Source organism: Paraburkholderia sp. J94 (genome assembly GCF_905220285.1).
Lineage (GTDB): Bacteria > Pseudomonadota > Gammaproteobacteria > Burkholderiales > Burkholderiaceae > Paraburkholderia > Paraburkholderia tropica_A.
In genome coordinates this window covers 245,234-265,358 of record NZ_CAJMZH010000007.1, presented here as the reverse complement: position 1 = coordinate 265,358, position 20,125 = coordinate 245,234, and the positions used below count along the sequence as shown (strand labels likewise).

The following is a 20,125-nucleotide window of genomic DNA, read 5'->3' as shown; positions in this document are numbered from 1 at the left end:
TTTTCGTCGCGCCTGGAGCGAGTGCAAAGGAAAGACGGGGAAATCGAACAATGAATCAGGCATACAACGTAGTCTGGAACGCGAGCCAGGGGACGTGGCAAGCGGTATCGGAACTCGCGAAGCGACACGGGCTGCACTCCGTGTCGAACGGCACGACGACGCGCGCGTCGGCCAGCGTGTGGCGTCCGGCGCTCAGCGCGCTCTCGCTGGCGGTATCGGCGCTGGCGATGACGGCGCCGACGAGCGCGTACGCGGTCAGCCCTGCCGTGGGCACGACCTACACCAGCGGCGACCAGACGATCGATTCGGCCACGACGGTGAGCGGCACGGCCACCGGCGTCGAGACCGACGGCAGCATCGGCACGCTCACCAACAACGGCACCATCACCGGCGGCACGAACGCGATCTACAACCTTAGCGGCAGCTCGATCGCGTCGATCATCAACGCCGGCCTGCTCTCGGGCAACTACGGGGTGTACAGCGAGGGCACCATCGGCGTGATCGACAATCAGTCGACCATCACGGCCAACAACAACTCGGGCATTTACAACGTTCTCGGCTCGATCACGTCGATCGTGAACGAGTCCGGCGCGCTGATCCAGGCGCACAACACCGGCATCCGCAACACCGGCACGATCGACACGATCACCAACGACGGCACGATCATTGGCACCACTTTCGCGGCCATCGACAACTCGCCCGGCACGATTGGCTTGATCAGCAACACCGGCGTGATGGAAGGCTCGACGTACGGCATCTTTAACGGCAGCGTCACGAGCTCGATCGGCACGATCGAAAACAGCGGGACCATTGCCGGTACGAGCACGGGTACCGTCTACGGTATCTACAACCTCGGGACGATCGGCACGATCGACAACGACGGCGCGATCTCCGGCTATATCGGCATCTACAGCGACAGCACCGGGACGATCGATTCGATCAACAACACCGGACTGATCAGCAGCAACTACGAAGGCGTCGACAACCTCGGCTCGATCGGCACGATCAGCAACAGCGGCACGATCTCCGCCGGCTACTTCGGGATCTATAACGTTGGCACGATCGGCTCGATCGACAACAGCGGCACGATCACCGGCACCGTCATCAGCGGCGCGAACTACGGCATCTACAACACCGGCTCGATCGGCGCGATCGACAACAGTGGCACGATCATCGGCAAGACCATCGGTCTCGGCGGCAGCGTCGGCATTGACAACCTCGGCTCGATCGGCTCGATCGACAATAGCGGCGAGATCTCCGGCTATTTCGGCATCTACAACGGCAGCGTCGGCACGATCGATTCGATCAACAACACCAGCGTGGTCAGCGGTAGCGTGTACGGCGTCGACAACCTCGGCTCGATCGGCACGCTCACCAACAGCGGCACGATCACGGGCAGCAGCTACGCGATCGTCAACGCCGCGACCGCGTCGATCGGCTCGATCGTGAACACGGGCGTGATCGCCGGCAACATCGAGAATGCGTCGAGCAACGCGCTGACGATCAGCGGCGGCACCGGCACGATCTTCGGCACGCTGACGGGCTACAACGGCACGGTCGGCACGATCACCAGCACCGACGCCGACCTCGTGTTCGACTCGGGCAACCTGCTGCTCAACGACTCGATCAACGTCGGCACCAACACGGTCTACAACAACAGCGCGACGCTCGAAGTCGACAGCGTCACGACCATCACCGGCAACTACACGCAAGGCCAGGCGGCCACGCTGCTGATCGGCGTGACGAGCGGCGCGATCACTACCGGCAGCCTCACCGACACCGGTTATGGCCGTCTCGTGGTGTCGGGCAACGCCACCATCGCCTCGGGTTCGTCGGTCGAACTCAAGAGCACGACGGGCGGCTACAGCTTCGCCGCGGGCCAGCGCTTCGTGGTGGTCGACGCGACCGGCACCGGCACCTATAACGAAGGCACGCTCAACTACTCGATCGCGGGCGTCACCGCCACGCTGACCGGCACCACGGTGACGACCTCCGACGGCCACACCGACCTCGTCGTGACCGTCGACAGCGTCGGCACCACCACCAGCTCGACCGGCGACGGTTCGTCGAGCGGCAGCGGCTCGTCCAGCAGCTCGACGACCGACTACACGAAGGTCGCGACCCAGGCCAACGCCTCGAACGCGATCTCCGGCCTGCTCGGCTACACCGGCGTGAGCAACGCCGCCCTGCTGAACCTCTACGACGCCGCGATCTCCTCGCTCGCCACGGGTTCGAGCAGCACCGCCAACCAGCTCGGCAAGCAGCTCGGACCGCTGCAGACGCAGTACGCCGGCTCCGCCGCAACGCTCGACGCAGTCGGCGTGGTCGGCGCGCACATCGACGCGCTGCGCATCGCGCACTCGTCGGGCGCCACCGGCCTCTCGACCGGCGACAGCCCGACGCACTGGACCGCGTGGGGCCAGGCATTCGGCGGCCACGCAAGCCAGGCTGAACGCGACGACACCGACGGCTACAGCGCCAACTACGGCGGCCTGCTGCTCGGCGCGGACCGCAGCGTCGGCGACAACTGGCGCGTCGGCGGCGCGTTCGACTACTCGCACACGGCGATCAACTTCACCGGCAGCGAGTCGGGCGACAGCGCCGACGTGAACGCCTACGGCCTGATCGGCTACGCGAGCTACTCGGGTTCGCCGTGGTACGTGAATCTCTCGGGCGCGGCCACGCTGCAGCACTTCGACACCACGCGCGCCGTGAACATGACGGGCTATAGCGGCGTCGCCTACGGCAGCTTCAGCGGCCAGCAGTACGTGGCGCGCGCGGAAGCCGGCTGGCCGATCGCGCTCGCGGGCATGACGCTCACGCCGCTCGCGAGCCTCACGTACAGCTACCTGAACGAAGCGGGCTACACCGAAACAGGCGGCAACGGTTCGGCGCTGACGATCGGCGGCGAGCATTCGAGCTCGGTGCGCAGCGCACTGGGCGCGAAGCTCGAAAAGTCGTTCGGCACCTCGTACGGCGAACTCGTGCCCGAACTGCGCGTGCAGTGGATCCACGACTACAATCGCACGCGTCAGACCACGAGCGCGAGCTTCGCGGCCGACCCGACCGGCGCGACCGCGTTCACGACGCTCGCGGCCACGCCGCTGTCGAATCTCGCCGATGTGTCGATCGGCGTGACGCTGGTGCGCGCGAGCAACCTGAGCGTGTCCGCACGCTACGAATTGCAGGCCGGTTCCGGGTTCATCTCGAACACCGGTATCCTGCGTCTGCAACAGCGCTTCTAATGTCGTCGCCGACATAACGCAAGCCTGACGGCCCGCCTGCCGCGCCGCCCTCACGGGGCGCGGCAGGCGGGCCGAACGATTCAACCCTCGCCCGCCGGGCCACGAATTCGACCACCGCGCATGCCGGACCAGAACGCTCCTTCGACCCTGACTCTCGCCGAGGCGCTCATGCGCGCCCACGCCCACTGGAACGCCGGGCAAGCCGCCCAGGCCGAACAGCTCTGCCAGCGCGTGCTGGCCGTCGCGCCGGGGCAGTCCGACGCGCTGCATCTGCTGGGCCTGATGGCGCACGCCTACGGCAAGCTCGACCTCGCGATCGAGCATCTCCAGGCCGCCTGCCGCGCGCCGCAAGCCCCCGCGGCGTACCACGCCAATCTCGCGGAAATGTGCCGCCAGCACGGCCATCTCGCCGAAGCCGAAGCAGCCGCGCGCCGCGCCGTCGCGCTCGACGCCGATCTGGTGGCCGGCTGGAACAATCTCGGCATCGTGCTGCAGGAAATCGGGCAATTCGACGAAAGCCGGCGCTGTCTCGAGCGCGTGGTCGCGCTCCAGCCCGACTCGGCCGAAGCCCGCAACAATCTCGGCAACACGTGGCGCAGGCTGGCCCGCTTCGACCTCGCCGAAGCCTGCTATCGCGAAGCGCTCGCCTGCAAGCCGTCCTACGCGCAGGCGCACAGCAATCTCGCGTTCCTGCTCTCGACCCAGGGACGTCTCGACGAGGCCGCCGCCGAAGCCCGTCTCGCGATCGATCTCGACCCGCATCTGATCGACGCCTACCTCAATCTCGCCGATGTCGAAAGCGCGCGCCTCGCCCCTGCTGCCGCGCTGCGCACGCTCGACATGCTCGGCGCGTTCGCGCCGCGCCATCCGGGCGCGCTGATCGCGCGCGCCAAGGTGCTGTGCCAGTTCGAGCGCCCCGACGAAGCGCTCGTCGTCGCGCGCGACGCGCTCGCACTCGCACCGCAAGTCGCCGACGCGCACCTCACGCACGCGCGCGTGCTGCAGGCGCTCGGCCAGACCGCGCCAGCGCTCGACGCCTACGCGCGCGCGGCGGAACTGCCCGGCGCGCTGCGCGAACAGGCGATGCTCGGCCGCGCCATGCTGCTGCTCGAAGCAGGCCACGGCGACGAAGCGCAGGCCGTCTACGAAGCGACGCTCGCCGCGTTCCCCGGCTCGGTGGGCGCACTCGCGGGCCGCGCCAACGCGCGCCGTTTCACGCGCGCCGACGACCCCGATATCGCCCTGCTCGAAGCCTTCGTCGCCGATGGCGCGCAGCGCGCGCGGCCCGAACGGATCACGGCGCGCTTCGCGCTGGGCAAAGCGTGGCTCGACCTCGGCGAAGCCGCGCGCGCGTTCGCCCATTTCGACGCAGGCAACCGCCTCAAGCGCGCGAGCCTCGTCTACGATCCGGCCGCCACCCGCGCGTGGATGGCACGCATTGGCGCGGCCTTCGCGTCGGCACGTCTCGACGGCGCGAACGCACCGCGCTCCGAACTGCCCGTGTTCGTCATCGGCATGCCGCGCTCCGGCACCACGCTGATCGAACAGATCCTGTCCTCGCATTCGCAGGTCACGGGCGCGGGCGAATTGCCCGCCCTGCGTCACGTGCTCGAAGCGCACAGCGCGGCGCATGCCCCGTATCCGGCGTGCGTCGCGACGCTCGACGCCGCGCAGCTCGCGCGCATGGGCGAGGACTATCTGGCGCGCGTCGAACCGCTCGCGCAAGGACGCGCGCGCCTGATCGACAAAATGCCCGCGAACTTCATCTACGCCGGGCTCGTGCCGCATATCCTGCCCGGCGCGCGCATCGTGCACGTGCGGCGCGATCCCGTGGATACCTGCCTGTCGTGCTACACGCGGGTGTTCTCGGGCGATCAGCGCTTCAGCTACGATCAGGCCGAACTCGGCGCGTTCTACGGCGACTACGCCAGGCTGATGACGCAGTTGCGCGAGTCGCTGCCCGCCGACCGTTTCATCGAAGTCGACTACGAAGACGTGATCGACGATCTCGAAGGCCAGGCGCGCCGCCTGATCGATTTCCTCGGCTTGCCGTGGGACGCCGCCTGTCTCGACTTCCACACCAATCCGCGCGTGGTGCGCACCGCCAGCGTGAGCCAGGTGCGTCAGCCGCTCTATCGCAGCTCGAAGGGCCGCTGGCACGCGCATGCCGCGCATCTGCAACCGCTGCTTGCCGCGCTCGCCGCCGCGGGCGTGAAGACGCACGCCGACACGACGCACGGAGACGCACCATGAGCACGGGCCAAGCCGATCTCGCGGCACTCTCGGCACTCGCGTCGCTCGAAAAGTCGGCGCAAACGCTGCTCAACGCGGGCCGCTACGAGGAAGCGGAGGCGCTGCTCGCGCCCTCGCTCGCCTCGGGCACCGGGCCGCTGCGGCTGTGGCGTCTGCTCGCCGCCGCGCTGCGTCCGCAAGGCAAGCTCGCGGGCACGCGCGCAATCCAGGAAATGCTGGTCGCGAATCTGCCCGGCGATTACCCGGTGCGTTTCGATCTCGCCGAAACGCTGCTGCTGCTCGGCGAATTCGAGCGCGGCTGGCGCGAATACCGCTATCGCTACAGCCTCGCGCACACGACGCAATACGAGCGCAAGGTGCAGAAGCCGCGCTGGGACGGCCAGCGGCTCACCGGCAAGACGCTGCTGATCCACGACGAGCAAGGCTACGGCGACACCTTCCAGTTCATGCGCATGGTGCCGTGGGCGAAGGCGCGCAGCGGCGCGCACGTGGTGCTCGAAGTGAACGCCGAGGCACTGCCGCTCGCGCGCCGCCTCGTCGGCTACGACGAACTCGTGGTGCGCGGCGAGCTGCCGCCTGCATTCGATCAGCATTGCGAAATGATGAGCCTGCCGATGGCGATGCAGCTCAAGCTTTCCGACCTGCCGGGACAGACGCCTTATCTGAGCGCCGATCCGCAACGCGTCGAGCACTGGCGCGCGCGTCTCGCGCATCTGCCGCGCCCGCTCGTCGCGCTCGTCTGGGCCGGGCGTCCGACGCACGGCAACGACGCGAACCGGTCGCTGCCGCTCTCGCGCCTCGCGCCGCTCGCGGCCACCGGCGCGAGTTTCGTGTCGATCCAGAAAGGGCCCGCCGAAGCGCAGGCGAAAGAGCCGCCCGCGGGCATGCCGCTGCTGTCGCTGAGCGACGAGATCCGCGATTTCGAGGACACCGCCGCGATTCTCGAAGTCGCCGACCTGCTGATTTCCGTCGATTCGTCGCCGGTGCATCTGGCGGGCGCGCTCGGGCGGCCCGTCTGGGTGATGCTGCCGTTCGTGCCCGACTGGCGCTGGCTGCTCGGCCGCGACGACAGCCCGTGGTATCCGTCGATGAACCTCTATCGACAGCCGCAGCGCGGCGACTGGGACAGCGTCCTGCGCGCGCTCGCCACCGATCTCACGCGCCTCGTCGCGCACACACCGCGACGCGCCACACCATGAGCCTCACGACTTTCATGCGCCGCTATTCAAGCCGGCAAACCTGGCGCGCTCTCGGCGCATTCAGCCTCGTGATCGGCGCGGTATGGCAGTTGAGCGCCTGCGCCGAACTCGACCGCAACGCGCACGCCGACTCGCTCGCCGCGCGCGCCCAGCCCGCCGCGCTCGTGCGCGAGCAGATCGCCACGCCGCAATTCGTGCTCACCGCGTGGACGCGCATCGCGCAGCCCGGCCAGCCGATCGACGTCTATATCGAAGGCGACGGTCTCGCGTGGCTCTCGCGCAGCGAACCCTCGCTCGATCCCACGCCGCGCGAAGCCACCGGCCTCGCGCTCGCGGCCGCCGATCCCGCGCCGAACGTGGTCTATCTCGCGCGCCCCTGCCAGTTCACACCGATGGCGCTCAACCCGCGCTGCGCGGTGCCCTGGTGGACCGGCAAACGTTTCGCGCCCGACGTGGTGACGTCGATGAACGACGCGATCGGCCAGATCGCCGCGCGCGCGCCGGGCCAGCGTCTGAATCTGATCGGCTTTTCGGGCGGCGGCGCGATCGCCGTGCTGGTGGCCGCGCGCCGCGACGACATCGCCACGCTGCGCACCGTGGCCGGCAATCTCGACGACGAGTACATCAATCGCACGCACGGCGTCTCGGCGATGCCGGATTCGCTCAATCCCATCGACGCCGCTCCGCGCGTCGCCGCGATTGCGCAAATCCATTTCGACAGCGACGCCGACCGCATCGTCACGCCCGAAGTCGCGCACCGATTCGCAGCGGCGGCGGGCGGCCATTGCGTGAGCGTGCGCACGGTGCCGGGCATGGCGCACGACGGCGACTGGAGCAGCCAATGGCCCGAGCTATTGAAAATCGCGCCGCGCTGCGAATAAAACAGGAATGCGAAACGCGAATGCGCGCCATCGTAGTGCGCATTCGCACCACGCAGACGCATCCGCACACCAACACGGGGAATTAGAGGAAGCGTACTTAAGTGCGCGCGCAACCTTGCCGTCAAACAGGGATGAAAGGCGCGTAAACTCGCGCGCTAATATTGGGCACGGCGGTTTTCAGTTCAGAATGTAGCGTAAAACAAGATGTCATTTTGGCGCGAGCGATGAAACACAATCCGTTTTTTCGACTACTGGGCCGCTTGCGCGTGGGCCGCAAATTGCTGCTGATCTATCTGCTCGATCTGAGCGCGGTGGTCTATATCAGCAGCATCCTGATTCACGAAAAATATATCTCGATCGATTTCTCGCAAAAGGAAATCGTCGGCAATGCGTATCTCGCGAGCGTGCGCGATGCGATTATCGATGTCGCGCAACGCGGCGCGGGCGGCCCGTTCGACGCGCAGCACGTGGCGAAAACCAAGGCCGCGCTCGCCAGCGCCGAACAGCAATACGGCGCGAATATGCAGAGCGCCGCACTGAATACGCGCGTGCGCGCCGCGCTCGATGCGCTCGCGCAGGTGCCCGACGCGTCGATCGCCACCGACACCGCCGAATCGCGCGCCGTCCACGATGCGCTCACCGCCTGCCGCGACCTGATCACGCGCGTGGGCAATCAATCGAATCTGATTCTCGACCCGGACCTCGACAGCTATTACTCGATGTCGCTGTCGATCCTGCGCTATCCCGCGCTGCTCGACGCCGTCGACGGCATCGGCCATCGCCTGCACGAAGGCGCGAGCGATGCGCAGCGGCGGCGCGAATTGAGCACGCGCTATCTCGTGCTCGAAGGCCAGCTCGACGCCGTGGCGCAAGGACTGCGCTCCGACTTCGCCGAGGCGGGCGCGGCCAACGAGGACGTGCGGCGCGCGCTCGATGCGCCGATCACGCGTCTGCTCGCGGCGCTCGAAACCTATCGCGACGCCGCGCGCGCGGCCGTGGCGCTGGACGGCACCGACCCGGCCACGCTCGCCGCCGCCGACGCCGCGCAGCGAACGCTCGTCGCGCGCGTGGGCGACGCGTGGCACGCGACGTGCGCGGAACTCGACACGCTGCTGCATGCGCGCGTGAGCGGCCTGTTCTCGCGCATGTGGCTGCATCTGGGCACCGCGCTCTTTCTGCTGTGCGGCATTCTCTCGATGGTCTATCTGGTCGCGCAGCAGATCTCGCGGCCGCTGCGCCAGCTCGCGCGCGTGATGGACACCGTGCGCCGCACCGGCGATCATCGCCTGCGCGCCACGTGGCACAGCCAGGATGAAATCGGCCAGCTCGTCACGGGCTTCAACGACATGCTCGCGCAGCTCGATCACGAACGCGACGTGCAAAAGGAACTCGCCGCCACCGCGCGCGCCTCGGAAGCGCAGCACGCGCTCGTCGAAGCCACGCCGGTGCCGATGATGGTCACGGCCGTGCCGGGTCACGAAGTGCTGCACGCGAATCATCCGGCGCTTTACTGGCTCAACGGCCGCACCTCGGACCCGTGGGCCTACGGCCTCGATTCCGCCGTGCGCGCGCGCTTTTTCCAGCAGCTTTCCGACCGCGATGCGATCGACGAATTCGAGGTGCGCTGGCTGGCGAGCGAGGAGCCCACGTGGGCCATGCTCTCGGCGCGGCGCCTCAAGTTCCAGGGCCGCGACGCCGTGCTCACCGCCTTCACGCCGATCAATCAGATCAAGCTGATGGAGCAGCGCCTCGAACTCTGGGCGAAGGTGTTCGAAGCGTCGTCGGAAGCCATCCTCATTCTCGACAACGAGCGCCGCCTGCTGACCGCGAACGCGTCGTTCTATCGCGCCACCGGTTATCGCGCCGCGAACATCAGCGGCACCCTGCCCCGCTTCATCGTGGCGAGCGGCAGCGACGCGCCGCTGATGGAGCAACTCGCGGCGCTCGTCGATATCTCCAGCGTCTGGAACGGCGAAGCCGTCGTGCGGCGGCGCGCGGGCGGCGACTATCCCGCATGGCTCATGATCAGCGCGGTGCGCGACAAGCACGGCAGCGTTTCGCACTACATCTGCACGCTGATCGACATCACCGACCGCAAGAAAAGCGATGCGCGCATCCAGTTTCTCGCCGAACACGACGTGCTCACCGAACTGCCCAATCGCGCATTGTTCACGCGGCGTCTGGGCGCGGCCATCGACACGGCGCGGCAGACCGGCGAGCAGGCGGCCGTGCTGTTCATCGACCTCGACCGCTTCAAGGACATCAACGATACCTTCGGCCATCACGCGGGCGACGGCCTGCTGCGTTCGGTCTCGCGGCGCCTGCTGCAATCGGTGCGCGCGGGCGACACGGTCAGCCGGCTCGGCGGCGACGAATTCACCGTGCTGCTCGGCGGCGTGGCCAATCCCGCCGACGTCGCGCGCCTGATCGACGACCGGCTGCTGCCGCTGATGCGCGAGCCGCACACGATCGGCGGCATGAGCCTGCAGGTGGCGTGCAGTATCGGCATCGCAATGTTCCCGGACGATGGTCAGGATATCGAAACATTGATGCAGAACGCCGACGCCGCCATGTACCGCGCGAAATCGAGCGGACGCAATCTCGTCAAATTCTTCTCGCAGGAGATGGCCGAAAGCACGCGTCAGCGGCTGGAGCTGGACACGCATTTGCGCACCGCCGTCGAACGCGGCGAGCTATGGCTTGCGTATCAGCCTTGCGTGCATGCGGCGACGGGCGAGCTGCTCAGCGTGGAAGCGCTGCTGCGCTGGCAGCATCCGCATCTGGGTCTGGTGCCGCCCGCGCAGTTCATTCCGATCGCCGAAGAAACGCGTTTGATCGTGCCGATCGGCGCGTGGGTGATCGACGAAGCGTGCCGCCAGATCGCGCGCTGTCGCGCGGCGGGACTGCCGCGCATTCGCGTGTCGATCAATCTTTCGGTGGTGCAATTGCGCGACGACGCGCAACTCGTCGAGCGGCTGCGCACCAGCCTCGCGGCCCATGGCGTCGACGCGGGCAGTCTCGAACTGGAGATCACCGAAACGGTGCTGATGGAAAGCGTGGATCGCTATCTGGGCGTGGTCAACGAGATTCGCGCGCTGGGCGTCAAGCTCTCGCTCGACGATTTCGGCACCGGTTATTCGAGCCTCAGCTATTTGCCGCGCTTCCCGCTCGACCGGCTCAAGATCGATCGCGCGTTCGTGAATGGCCGCCTCGACGCGCCCGCCGATCTCGCGGTGATTCGTGCGATCGTGGGCCTCGGCCACGAACTCGGTTTGCGCGTGGTGGCCGAAGGCGTCGAACAGGAACACGAAGCACAGGCGCTGCGCCGCATCGGCTGCGACGAGCTGCAAGGCTTCCTGTATGCGCGGCCGCTGCCGCACGACGAACTACTGAAATGGATGCAGTCGCGCGCCGATGTGTGCGAGAGCGAAGCGGTCCAGGCAATCTAGGCGGCTGAAACAGGCCGCGCCGCGCGCGGCATCACATCAGAGGAACTTCAGCGCGAGCATGATCGTGCTGACGACCGTGCCGACCGCGGCGAAGCATTTGCCAAGGCCGAAGGCCGTGTTCGTCACCGGCGGCTTCGAGGGATCGGGCAAGCCGAGCACGCCGTAAGTCACCGATTTGAGCGCCGAAGGCGCGGCGGCCGGATCGGTCGATGCGTTCGCGGTGCTCGATGTGTTCGAATCCGTCGAGCCCGATGCGTCGGCGCTGGACGTGCCGGCGTCTTGCGTATCCGTGCCTTGAGTATTCGTGTTGGGATTCGAGGTGCTGCTTTGTCCCGCGTCGCTGGCCGACGCCTGGGCACTCTTCTGCAAGCCCTCGTTCGACAACGTGACTTTCGTGCTGGGCTCCGGTTGCGCATTCGCATCGTTGCTGCCCGCCTTGGGCGCGCTCGCGTTGACGCGCGCGTTCCCGGCCAGTGCCTGACTGGATGTGGATGACGTAACCTGCATAGTTAACTAACCCCGCATATTTACGCGCCGACATGAAGTTTTAACGTTTGCATGCTTCACCGTACGACGCCGACGATATTCGTTCCCTTTTATATCGACCGGGAATTTCAATACTTGAGGTTTACACGCATGGATTTAATTCGGACAATTGAATTACTTCCCAATCATTTCCACATATTTCCTTTTCGTAAGAATTTAGCGGGATAGTTGAATCGCCTTTATTACTCGCGAGGTGCACTCCCTTGAGCATCGCCGACTTCGAATCCGCCGTCGTGTTGTCATCGCGCCTGAGCATCGAGCCGCTCATCACGCGGCACGCCGCCATCCTGTTCGAAGGGCTGAGCGACCCGGCGGCATATCGCTACATTCCGCAAGACCCGCCCGCCAGCATGGACGCATTGCGCGCCCGCTACCGGAAGCTGGAAGGCCGCCGCTCGCCCGACGCGAGCGAGGCCTGGTTGAACTGGGCGCTGATCGGCCATGACGGTCGCGCGCACGGTTACGTGCAGGCAACGATTCAACTGGCTTCAAGAGAAGCCTGGATCGCGTATTTTGTGTTCACGTCGAGCCAGCAATGCGGCTACGCAACTGAAGCGCTGCGCACGCTGCTGCCCGCTTTGCAGGAGGTCTATGGCATCGGCCGTTTCCATGCGGAAATCGATACGCGCAATATCGCGTCGATCCGGCTGGCCGAGTCACTGGGGTTTGAATGCGTCCGGCGCGTCGATCACGCCGACGCATTCAAAGGCGCCGTCAGCGACGAATTTCACTACGCGTTAGCGCGCGTTTGACGCGCCCGCCGCCAGTTCCGCGAAGTTCGTGATCTGGGCTTCGCAGGCGTGCACGAGTTTCTGATCGTGGCTCGAAAAGAACACGACGCGATCCGTCGCCAAGGTCTTGAACAGATCGACGAGCACGGCGCGCGCGGCCGCGTCGAGTCCGTCGCTCGCTTCGTCCACGACGACAACGGCAGGGTCGCCGATGGTTGCCGCAGTCAGGAAAAATTTCTTGCGCGTGCCGAGCGACATCTGCTCGAAGCGCTTCTCCAGATGCGGCTCCAGCCCGAAGCGATGCGCGAGGTCGAGCGTGCGCGCGTCGACGGCCGTTTGTCTGGCCGACGCCGCGAGTTCGAACAATTCGCGCCCGGTCTGCATCGGATACGCCATGCAATCGTCGGGCACGAAAGCGAGCGCGGCTTTCGCCTTCAGCGGCTCGCGGCGCAGCGAATGGCCGTCGAGCCAGATCTCGCCTTCGTCGGCGTCGATCGTGCCCGCGAGCAGGCCGAGCAAGGTGGATTTGCCGCTGCCGTTGTCATCGCAGAGCGCCACGCAGCCGGGGCCGGTGGAGAAATGGAGGCCCTGAAAAATAACGTGGCCGCCGTAGCGTTTGCTGAGCTTGTCGAATCGGAGCATGGGAACGGGGATCGAGCGAAAAAGTGCAAGCTCGAACGATACCCCATTCGCGGACTCACGCCCTCGCTACGGCGCCGCTTTCGCAATCATGCTGTGCAGCCGCGCCATCGAACGCGAATCGAGCGGATGCATTTCGCAGCCCACGCGGCTCCAGCCGTGCTCGTGATCTTCCGCAATCCAGCGCACGTCGAGATACACCGCGACGACAATCTCATCATCGTCGTCGACGGCCGACGACTGCAGCCATCCCGACACCGTTTCGCCGCGCGAAAACAGCCCGCTTCGCGCATGCAGCAGCGCGCCGTGCGAACTCAGGTCGGCGACCTGCGCGAGCGCCCTGCCGTCCTTGTTCAGCAGCAGCGGCGCGAACAACATCGGCGTGCGCACGCCGCGCCGGAAATCGCGTTCACTGCCCATAGCATTCACACCAGTTTTTCATGGTTTATTTTTATCGTGCTGATCGCGTCGGGGACCCGATTCAAGTCCCGCCCCGGTTTCCGTGAAATGGAAACGCTAATAAGTCGCTTATGTCGCTTACGTCATTACCCTGCGGAGCGCGGATTGTAGCGTGACACGCCGTGATCGCGCACCCATTATTCAGCGCCGCCGCCATTCAGTTTTTTATCGCCATCGATCCCGTCATCGATCCCGCCATCGCGCGCCGGAACTCACCGTCCGCGAGCGGCGATCCGCACAGGAAGCCCTGCATCTGATCGCAGTCGAGCGCGAGCAGCTTGAGCGATTGCGCGACGGTCTCTACGCCTTCCGCCACGACCTCGATACCGAGCACGCGCGCGAGCGCCATGACCGCCGAGAGCAGCGCCGAGCTGCGTGTCGAAGTGTCATCGAGACCGTTCACGAAGGCGCGGTCGATCTTGATCTGATCGACGCGGAAATCGTGCAGATGGCCGAGGCTCGACAGCGCCGTGCCGAAGTCGTCGAGCGCCACCGCATAGCCGCGATCGCGCAAGGCCTGCACGACGTGCCGCGTGCGGTCCACGTCCTGCATCGCCGTCGACTCGCTGATCTCGAACATCAGCCGCTCGGGCGGCACGCCCGCCGCCGCCACGATCGCGTCGATCCGCTCGACGATGCGCGGCAAATTGAATTGCATCGCCGAAAGATTCATCGAAATCGGCATCGGCGCGAGCCCTTCGCGCTCCCAATCGGCGAGATGCGCGCAGATCTCGCGCAGCACCCAGTCGCCAATCGCGATCATCAAACCCGCGCGTTCGGCGATCGGAATGAATTCGAGCGGCGGCACGTTGCCGAGGACCGGATGCGCCCAGCGCAGCAGCGCTTCGGCGCCCGTCATGGCCTTGCCGTCGACGGTGAATTTGGGCTGGAACACGAGATCGAACTGCTTGCGCGCGAGCGCCACGTGCAGGTCGCGCTGAATATGCAGCGAGCGCAGCGTGGACTGGCTCATGCTGTCCTCGAAGCGGCGGAAGGTGTTGCGGCCGCCGCGCTTGGCCGCGTACATCGCGCAGTCGGCGTGGCTCAGCAGCGCGTCGAGCGTGGTGCTCTCGTCTTTCGAAAGCGCAATGCCGATGCTCGCGCCGATGCGGATCGGAATGGCCTCGGCGAGCACGAACTCGTCGGCGAGGCTCGCGAGAATCTGGCGCGCGAGGCTTTCGGCGAGCGTGGCGGCATCGGTCTCGCGCCCATCGCCGGCCATGCCGTCTACGTCGGTTTGATCCGCACCGGCGCGCATGCCCTGGCCGCGCCGCGGCACGCCCGGCGGCCCCGACACCACGACCACGAACTCGTCGCCGCCGAGCCGCGCGACCAGATCGTCCTTGCGCGCGCAATCCGAAATGCGCCCGGCCGCCTGGCGCAGCAGATCGTCGCCGATCTTGTGGCCGAGCGTGTCGTTGACGATCTTGAAGCCGTCGAGATCGACGAACAGCACGGCCAGCGCCCCGCCGCCGCGCGCGCTGCGCTGCACGAGTTCCTTCGCGCGCAACATCAGATACGCGCGGTTCGGCAGATCGGTCAGCGCGTCGTGCGTGCCGAGATGGCGGATCGTGCGCGTCGCGCGATCGAGCGAGGCAGAGAGGCGGCTCGCCTGCGTGCCGAAGATCCAGAGCGTGCCGACGAGCACCGCCGTCGAGGCCACGCCCACCGCGAACGCGAGCGTGTTGGCATCGACCTTGTGCGTGCCCAGGCAGCGGCTGCCCTCCGCGAAAGTGGCCGCGCTCATGCCCGTGTAATGCATGCCGGTGATCGCAAACGCCATGATCGCGGCGGCGGCGAGACGTTTCCAGACGATGTTTTCGCGGCGCGAATCGCGCAGATGAAAGGCCAGCCAGAGCGCGGCGATCGACGCGCCCATCGCGATCGCCACCGAAAGCGCGACGCGCGAGAAGTCGTAATCGATGGACGGCGACATACGCATCGCGATCATGCCGGTGTAATGCATCCCCGACACGCCGATGCCCATCACCACGCCCGCCGCGAGCAGGCGGCGCGCCGAGAGCGTGCCGCGGCTCACGGTGGCGAGCGCCACGAGGGCCGCGAGCACGGCGAGCGCGAGCGAGGTGGCGCTCACGTCGAGGTCGTAACCCACGGCGATCGGCAAGGTCAGCGCGATCATGCCGATGAAGTGCATCGACCAGATGCCGATGCCCATCGCGCACGCGCTGCCGAGCAGCCACGCGTGGCGCCAGCGGCTGCTGGTCACCGTACTGAGCACGGCCGCGCCTTCGAGCGCCGTGAATGACGCGAGGAACGCGACCACCACGGACAGACACGTCAACAGCGGGTTATAGACACCGTTCATTCGTGGCCCTTTGCGCGCGTCTCTCCTGCGCGTCGTTCTGATTCTGTTCAGGTCTCGCGTTCGTGCGCATGAGCCGCCCGTCATCGGGCTGTGCGTCGCGCACGCACCGACGCCGCGTCTCTCAGCGCGGCGTGGATTGTATTCAGCGTCGATTCGACTTCGACAGGACGCATCGATGCGTATCGACTTCCGGCATAACGGCAGCGGCGTGAAAACCTGAAGGGCCTGCACGCGCGGCGCGGCGCGCGCTCCTTACGCTGCCTTACCGCGCGAGCGCACGCTCAGTTCTTCACCGGGAAATACCAGAGATTGCGGTCGGTATAGCCAAACTGTTTGAGGATCGAGGCGAGCGTGCCGTCGGCGCGCAATTCGTCGAGCGCGCGCGATACCGCGTGATTCAGATCGACATCGCCCTTGCGCAGCGCGTAACGCGCATAGCCGTATTCCTGCGGCAGCGGCCGGTAATCGGCCACCATCTCCATGCCCGAATTCGGATGCTGCTTCAGAAAGAGGCTGATCTTGATGCCGTCTTCCATCGCCACGTCGATGCGCCCCGCGATCAGGTCGGCGAATTCGGCTTCGCTGCTCGTATAGAGCTTCAGCTCCTTGAGATCCTTGCGCCCGTCGAGCAACTGGTGATTGATGCTGCCGCGCAAGGTGCCGATGGTGCGCCCGCCGAAATCGTCCCAGCCGTGAATCTTCAACGGATTGCCGCGCTGCACGGCAATCGCCGAACCGTACCAGTACGCGGGGCTCGTGAACGACACCACGCGCAGCCGCTGCGCGTTCTCATGCAGATTGTCGACGATGATATCGGCGCGGCCCGAGAGCAGCGCCGGAATCATCGCGTCGAACGGCATGATGTTCCAGGTGACTTTGCCGATGCCGAGCCGCTTCATGATCTCCTTGAAGATGCGCACGTCGGCGCCGTCGAACGCGTGGGTCTTGTCGTCGAGAAAGGTGGACGGCGGATCGGCGGCGATCGCCAGCGTGACGCCGTTGCGCACCGCGCGCGCATACGAGCCGTCGCCGCCGTCGAAACGCACGCTCGTGATCGCGGCGGTGTCGTCGGCATAAGCAGGGGGCAACGCGGCCAGACCCGCCAGCAAGGCGGCCAGCGCCAGCATGATTTTGCGCACGAGACGCTCCAGGACAAGTGGGGTTAGCAACGGTTTTACCGCTTCAAAATGATCGTTGCACGCACAGGAAATGCGCCATCATGCGCGTGTGAATTTCAACAGCCATTCCAATAGCCATGCGGCGTGCATCATCGGCGTCCGGCCGTGGAATTCGCGAAACGCGGACTGCCCATTTTGCGTTCGAGCCAGCGCACGACAAACGCGCTCGGCCACGAGAACGCCAAATATATCGCGCCGATGATCGTGAATACGGTGGCGTACTGAAAATTCGTCGAAGAAATAATCTGGCCTGTGAACATCAGTTCCTTGACCGTCACGATGGAGACGAGCGAGGTGTCCTTGAACAGCGAAATAGCGTAATTGCCGAGCGGCGGCACGACGATGCGCAGCGCTTGCGGCAGCACGATCAGCTTGAGCGTCTGGCCGTTCGACATGCCGAGCGCCTTCGCGGCTTCGAGCTGGCTTTTCGGCACCGCGAGGATGCCGGCGCGATACACCTCGGCGAGATAGGCCGAATAATTGATCGACAGCCCGATCACGCCCGCGACGAACGGATCGAAACGAATGCCAAATGAAGGCAAGACGAAATAAATATAGAAAAGCTGCAATAGCGCGGGCGTGCCGCGAATCAACTCGATATAGCCCGAAGCCAGCAATCGCGGCAGCCGCGCGTGACTGATCCGCCCAATGGCGAGCACGAGGCCGAACGGCAAACTCAGCGCGAGAATGCAGAACGTCAATTCGAGGCTCGTGAGCGCGCCGCGCAGCAGCTCGGGCAGATAGTGGCTCGCGCCGTGAAGGTCGAATAATTCCAGAAGCGTGGTCGGCATGAGGTCCTTGCCCGCGGCGGCCCTGCGGGAGTGCGGTAATTCCGGGAATGCGGCGGCGCGCGTGCCCGTCGAGCGCCGGGAGGCTGCGCGTCCGCGTTTGAATTCTTGTGTGTTCTTGCGCGCTAGCGCGTGCTTTTGTGTGCTTTTACGCGCTGATGTGCGCTTATATCGGCTTGTGCGTACTGGTTAGTTAGGCACGCGCGGCCGCCAGCGACTGCACCTGCGCCCCGAGCATGCCGCTGATACGCTCGGCATACATGCGCAGCGTGCCGCCCAGCGCGTGCAGGTCGTCTTCGCTGAGGCCGGTCTTGAGCGTGGTGACGCTGATCGCCGCCACGCCCTCGCCGTCGCGGTTCGTGATCGCGGAGCCCACGCAGACCACGCCGATGTTGTCTTCCTCGTCGTCGAAAGCGTAGCCGCGCTCGGCCACCAGCATCAGATCGCGCATGAATTCGGCGGGCGTCGTGCGCGTGAACTGCGTGCGCTTCGGCATGCCCGTCTGCGCGAGCAGCTTCACGACGCGCGCGGGCGGCAGCAACGCCATCAGCGACTTGCCGAGCGCCGAGCAATGCGGCAGCTCGCGCTGACCGAGCGCCGACGCAATGCGCACGATACCCGGCGCCTCCATGCGCGCGATCGCCACGGCGTAGCCCTCGTCGTCGAGCACCGCGAGCCGCGACGTGAGGCCGGTGGCCTCGGTCAGTTCGCGCAGCACCGGCATCGCAAGCTGGGACACGCCGATATCGGCCGCCGCGCGGTCGCCGAGATGCACGAGCGCGAAACCCAGCCGGTAACGCCGCGAGCCGCCGAGCCGCACGTCGATCACATAGCTGCGCGCGAGCAGCGTCTGCAACAAGGCGAACGCCGTGCTTTTCGACACGCCGATGACCGTGGCGATTTCGGCGACCGTGAGTCCTTCGCTTCCGCACGCCCCTAGGGCTTCGAGCACGTCGAGCGCACGGCTGACGCTGCGCAGCGCGTAGCGGTCTTCGGAGGTTTGAGCGGCCTGATTGTGAATGGTCTGGTTTTGAGCGGCTTGCGTCATTGTTATTTCATGTCCGTACCGGTTCGTACAAGTTCGTCCCGTTAGCGAACCCACCCGGCGATTCGCTAGCTTCGCACAGTCGATATTGACAGTCACTAGGGCGGAACCTACCATAAATAACACTACCGAACGTCGTTCGGTATAGCCGAACGATTGAATCCAGCGCGAATGGGGTTGCAGAACGGATGCGCCGCGGATTCACCGCGCGCCCAACCCAAACAGATGACAACAGGACGCCAACCGGCCGCGATGCGCTCAGGGCATGCGCATCGCTCAATGCCAGGCGAAGAACAATGGGAATCATGTCGGAACGGGGTTTACAGGGGGATGCCAGACAGAAGCTGTCGGGCGCCCATTCGTCGAGGCTTGCCCACGACGAGATCGTGCATATCAAGGCGGTGCTGCGGCGATTGTCCGCCGACGATATGAACGATTTAGGTTTGCCGCCTGGATATTGGCGCAAGCGTTTGCGCGACCTGATGCAAACCCATCAATTGTCGAATGGCCAATTCGACGAAATTGATCAATTGCTCGCCACGTTGAAAGAATAGCGGCGAACACTCAGCTTGATCGGCCAAAAAAATAGAACCTGAGAGAGTGGTAAACCAAACGATGCCGGACGCATAGTCAATATCGTTATGCGATTCGGCACGCGGCTGCGCACGAACGGCATTAAGCACGTTTAAGCGGACGGCGCGCTTTTGTGGCTGGGCGCGCTGTTTTAGCCGATGTTTTATTTTTACGTAGTGCCTTAACGTCCTCGGCGGCCAGCGCGGGCGCTTTCACCGCCCCCGAACGGATGCGTGAAAGCACGCGCTGGGCGTTGGCACTGCAATCCATATCGTCGGGTTTCGCCTCGATTTCCGCAAGCAGCGCCACGAGGTGCGCCTTGCTCTGCGCGAGCCGTTGTTGCAGCGCCTCGATTTCCCCAACCTTGCCGCGCAGCGTCTCGATCAGCGAGCCGTGCTGCCATTGCGCCCTATCGAGCGGCAGCAGCATGCGGATCTCGTCGAGACTGAAACCGGCCTGCTGCGCGCTCGTAATCAGATCGAGCACGAGCACCGCCTCGGGCGCATAACGGCGATAACCATTCGGTTCTCGCTCGGCTTTCAACAAGCCGATGTCCTCGTAAAAGCGAATGCGTGAAGCCGCCAGGCCCGTACGCTCCGCCAGTTCTCCGATTTTCATGTCTTTCGACCTCCGCGCTCAAACCAGGCGCCGACTGCCCTTCAGCCTGCACTTTAAGCTTAAAGTGAACTTGAAGGTCAAGTCGCGTGCCCTATCGCGACGATAGAAAAAATTCGCGCCCTAAATCGCCACTCGCCCATTGACATTCAAGTTGGCTTCAACCTTAAAGTCGGCACACGATCCAACGAGGTGAAG

General features: G+C 65.4%; 15 protein-coding genes. 7 read left to right on the top strand and 8 right to left on the bottom strand.

Annotated elements, in window-relative coordinates:
* The first annotated feature begins 50 nt into the window (after positions 1-50).
* From U4Y88_RS17085 to U4Y88_RS17065, 5 genes are all read left to right on the top strand, one after another.
* A complete protein-coding gene (locus tag U4Y88_RS17085; RefSeq protein WP_321785239.1) occupies positions 51-3,245 on the top strand; it encodes an autotransporter domain-containing protein in 3,195 nt (1,064 codons plus the stop codon).
* Positions 3,246-3,413: 168 nt separating this feature from the next.
* Positions 3,414-5,498, top strand: a complete 2,085-nt coding sequence (locus U4Y88_RS17080) for a sulfotransferase (RefSeq protein ID WP_321785237.1) — start codon at positions 3,414-3,416, stop codon at positions 5,496-5,498.
* Positions 5,495-6,697: a glycosyltransferase family 9 protein gene (locus tag U4Y88_RS17075; protein WP_321785235.1), complete on the top strand. Its 1,203-nt coding sequence runs from the start codon at positions 5,495-5,497 to the stop codon at positions 6,695-6,697. The genes U4Y88_RS17080 and U4Y88_RS17075 overlap by 4 nt, the downstream gene beginning before the upstream one ends.
* Positions 6,694-7,578: an alpha/beta hydrolase gene (locus U4Y88_RS17070; protein WP_321785233.1), complete on the top strand. Its 885-nt coding sequence runs from the start codon at positions 6,694-6,696 to the stop codon at positions 7,576-7,578. The genes U4Y88_RS17075 and U4Y88_RS17070 overlap by 4 nt, the downstream gene beginning before the upstream one ends.
* Before the next feature lie 224 nt (positions 7,579-7,802).
* The gene (locus U4Y88_RS17065; protein WP_321785231.1) at positions 7,803-11,027 is read left to right on the top strand and encodes an EAL domain-containing protein; all 3,225 of its coding nucleotides are present in this window, start codon (positions 7,803-7,805) and stop codon (positions 11,025-11,027) included.
* Positions 11,028-11,063: 36 nt separating this feature from the next.
* Here the strand turns inward: U4Y88_RS17065 and U4Y88_RS17060 are convergent, their stop codons facing one another.
* Complete coding sequence (locus tag U4Y88_RS17060; RefSeq protein WP_321785229.1) at positions 11,064-11,534, bottom strand: hypothetical protein; 471 nt, start codon at positions 11,532-11,534, stop codon at positions 11,064-11,066.
* Positions 11,535-11,776: 242 nt separating this feature from the next.
* On the opposite strand from U4Y88_RS17060, the gene U4Y88_RS17055 reads away from it, so the two are divergent.
* The gene (locus U4Y88_RS17055; RefSeq protein WP_321785227.1) at positions 11,777-12,325 is read left to right on the top strand and encodes a GNAT family N-acetyltransferase; all 549 of its coding nucleotides are present in this window, start codon (positions 11,777-11,779) and stop codon (positions 12,323-12,325) included.
* On the opposite strand, the gene U4Y88_RS17050 is transcribed toward U4Y88_RS17055, so the two are convergent.
* The 6 genes from U4Y88_RS17050 to U4Y88_RS17025 form a co-directional block, all read right to left on the bottom strand.
* Entirely contained in the window at positions 12,311-12,946 is a 636-nt protein-coding gene (locus tag U4Y88_RS17050) for an ABC transporter ATP-binding protein (RefSeq protein WP_321785225.1), read from the bottom strand. The genes U4Y88_RS17055 and U4Y88_RS17050 overlap by 15 nt on opposite strands.
* Positions 12,947-13,012: 66 nt before the next feature.
* Positions 13,013-13,363 carry a PilZ domain-containing protein gene (locus U4Y88_RS17045; RefSeq protein WP_224008706.1) on the bottom strand — a complete coding sequence of 117 codons (351 nt, stop codon included), beginning with the start codon at positions 13,361-13,363 and terminating at the stop codon, positions 13,013-13,015.
* A gap of 196 nt (positions 13,364-13,559) precedes the next feature.
* Positions 13,560-15,728 carry a putative bifunctional diguanylate cyclase/phosphodiesterase gene (locus U4Y88_RS17040; protein ID WP_321785223.1) on the bottom strand — a complete coding sequence of 723 codons (2,169 nt, stop codon included), beginning with the start codon at positions 15,726-15,728 and terminating at the stop codon, positions 13,560-13,562.
* Positions 15,729-16,009: 281 nt separating this feature from the next.
* Positions 16,010-16,867 (bottom strand): substrate-binding periplasmic protein, encoded by an 858-nt coding sequence (locus U4Y88_RS17035; protein WP_224008710.1) that lies wholly within the window; start codon positions 16,865-16,867, stop codon positions 16,010-16,012.
* Between the two features lie 128 nt (positions 16,868-16,995).
* Complete coding sequence (locus U4Y88_RS17030) at positions 16,996-17,697, bottom strand: amino acid ABC transporter permease (protein WP_321785221.1); 702 nt, start codon at positions 17,695-17,697, stop codon at positions 16,996-16,998.
* A 190-nt stretch (positions 17,698-17,887) separates the two neighbouring features.
* Entirely contained in the window at positions 17,888-18,742 is an 855-nt protein-coding gene (locus U4Y88_RS17025) for an IclR family transcriptional regulator (protein WP_321785219.1), read from the bottom strand.
* A gap of 293 nt (positions 18,743-19,035) precedes the next feature.
* Here U4Y88_RS17025 and U4Y88_RS17020 point away from each other — a divergent pair, with 293 nt between their 5' ends.
* Complete coding sequence (locus tag U4Y88_RS17020; RefSeq protein ID WP_321785217.1) at positions 19,036-19,293, top strand: hypothetical protein; 258 nt, start codon at positions 19,036-19,038, stop codon at positions 19,291-19,293.
* Between the two features lie 121 nt (positions 19,294-19,414).
* On the opposite strand, the gene U4Y88_RS17015 is transcribed toward U4Y88_RS17020, so the two are convergent.
* A complete protein-coding gene (locus tag U4Y88_RS17015; protein WP_224008718.1) occupies positions 19,415-19,930 on the bottom strand; it encodes a MerR family transcriptional regulator in 516 nt (171 codons plus the stop codon).
* Positions 19,931-20,125 lie beyond the last annotated feature (195 nt).

Excerpts from the sequence above, each read along its gene's own strand:
- U4Y88_RS17085 (WP_321785239.1), top strand. The coding sequence starts at position 51 with ATGAATCAGGCATACAACGTAGTCTGGAACGCGAGCCAGGGGACGTGG.
- U4Y88_RS17080 (WP_321785237.1), top strand. The coding sequence starts at position 3,414 with ATGCGCGCCCACGCCCACTGGAACGCCGGGCAAGCCGCCCAGGCCGAA.
- U4Y88_RS17075 (WP_321785235.1), top strand. The coding sequence starts at position 5,495 with ATGAGCACGGGCCAAGCCGATCTCGCGGCACTCTCGGCACTCGCGTCG.
- U4Y88_RS17070 (WP_321785233.1), top strand. The coding sequence starts at position 6,694 with ATGAGCCTCACGACTTTCATGCGCCGCTATTCAAGCCGGCAAACCTGG.
- U4Y88_RS17065 (WP_321785231.1), top strand. The coding sequence starts at position 7,803 with ATGAAACACAATCCGTTTTTTCGACTACTGGGCCGCTTGCGCGTGGGC.
- U4Y88_RS17060 (WP_321785229.1), bottom strand. The coding sequence starts at position 11,534 with ATGCAGGTTACGTCATCCACATCCAGTCAGGCACTGGCCGGGAACGCG.
- U4Y88_RS17050 (WP_321785225.1), bottom strand. The coding sequence starts at position 12,946 with ATGCTCCGATTCGACAAGCTCAGCAAACGCTACGGCGGCCACGTTATT.
- U4Y88_RS17045 (WP_224008706.1), bottom strand. The coding sequence starts at position 13,363 with ATGGGCAGTGAACGCGATTTCCGGCGCGGCGTGCGCACGCCGATGTTG.
- U4Y88_RS17040 (WP_321785223.1), bottom strand. The coding sequence starts at position 15,728 with ATGAACGGTGTCTATAACCCGCTGTTGACGTGTCTGTCCGTGGTGGTC.
- U4Y88_RS17030 (WP_321785221.1), bottom strand. The coding sequence starts at position 17,697 with ATGCCGACCACGCTTCTGGAATTATTCGACCTTCACGGCGCGAGCCAC.
- U4Y88_RS17025 (WP_321785219.1), bottom strand. The coding sequence starts at position 18,742 with ATGACGCAAGCCGCTCAAAACCAGACCATTCACAATCAGGCCGCTCAA.
- U4Y88_RS17020 (WP_321785217.1), top strand. The coding sequence starts at position 19,036 with ATGGGAATCATGTCGGAACGGGGTTTACAGGGGGATGCCAGACAGAAG.
- U4Y88_RS17015 (WP_224008718.1), bottom strand. The coding sequence starts at position 19,930 with ATGAAAATCGGAGAACTGGCGGAGCGTACGGGCCTGGCGGCTTCACGC.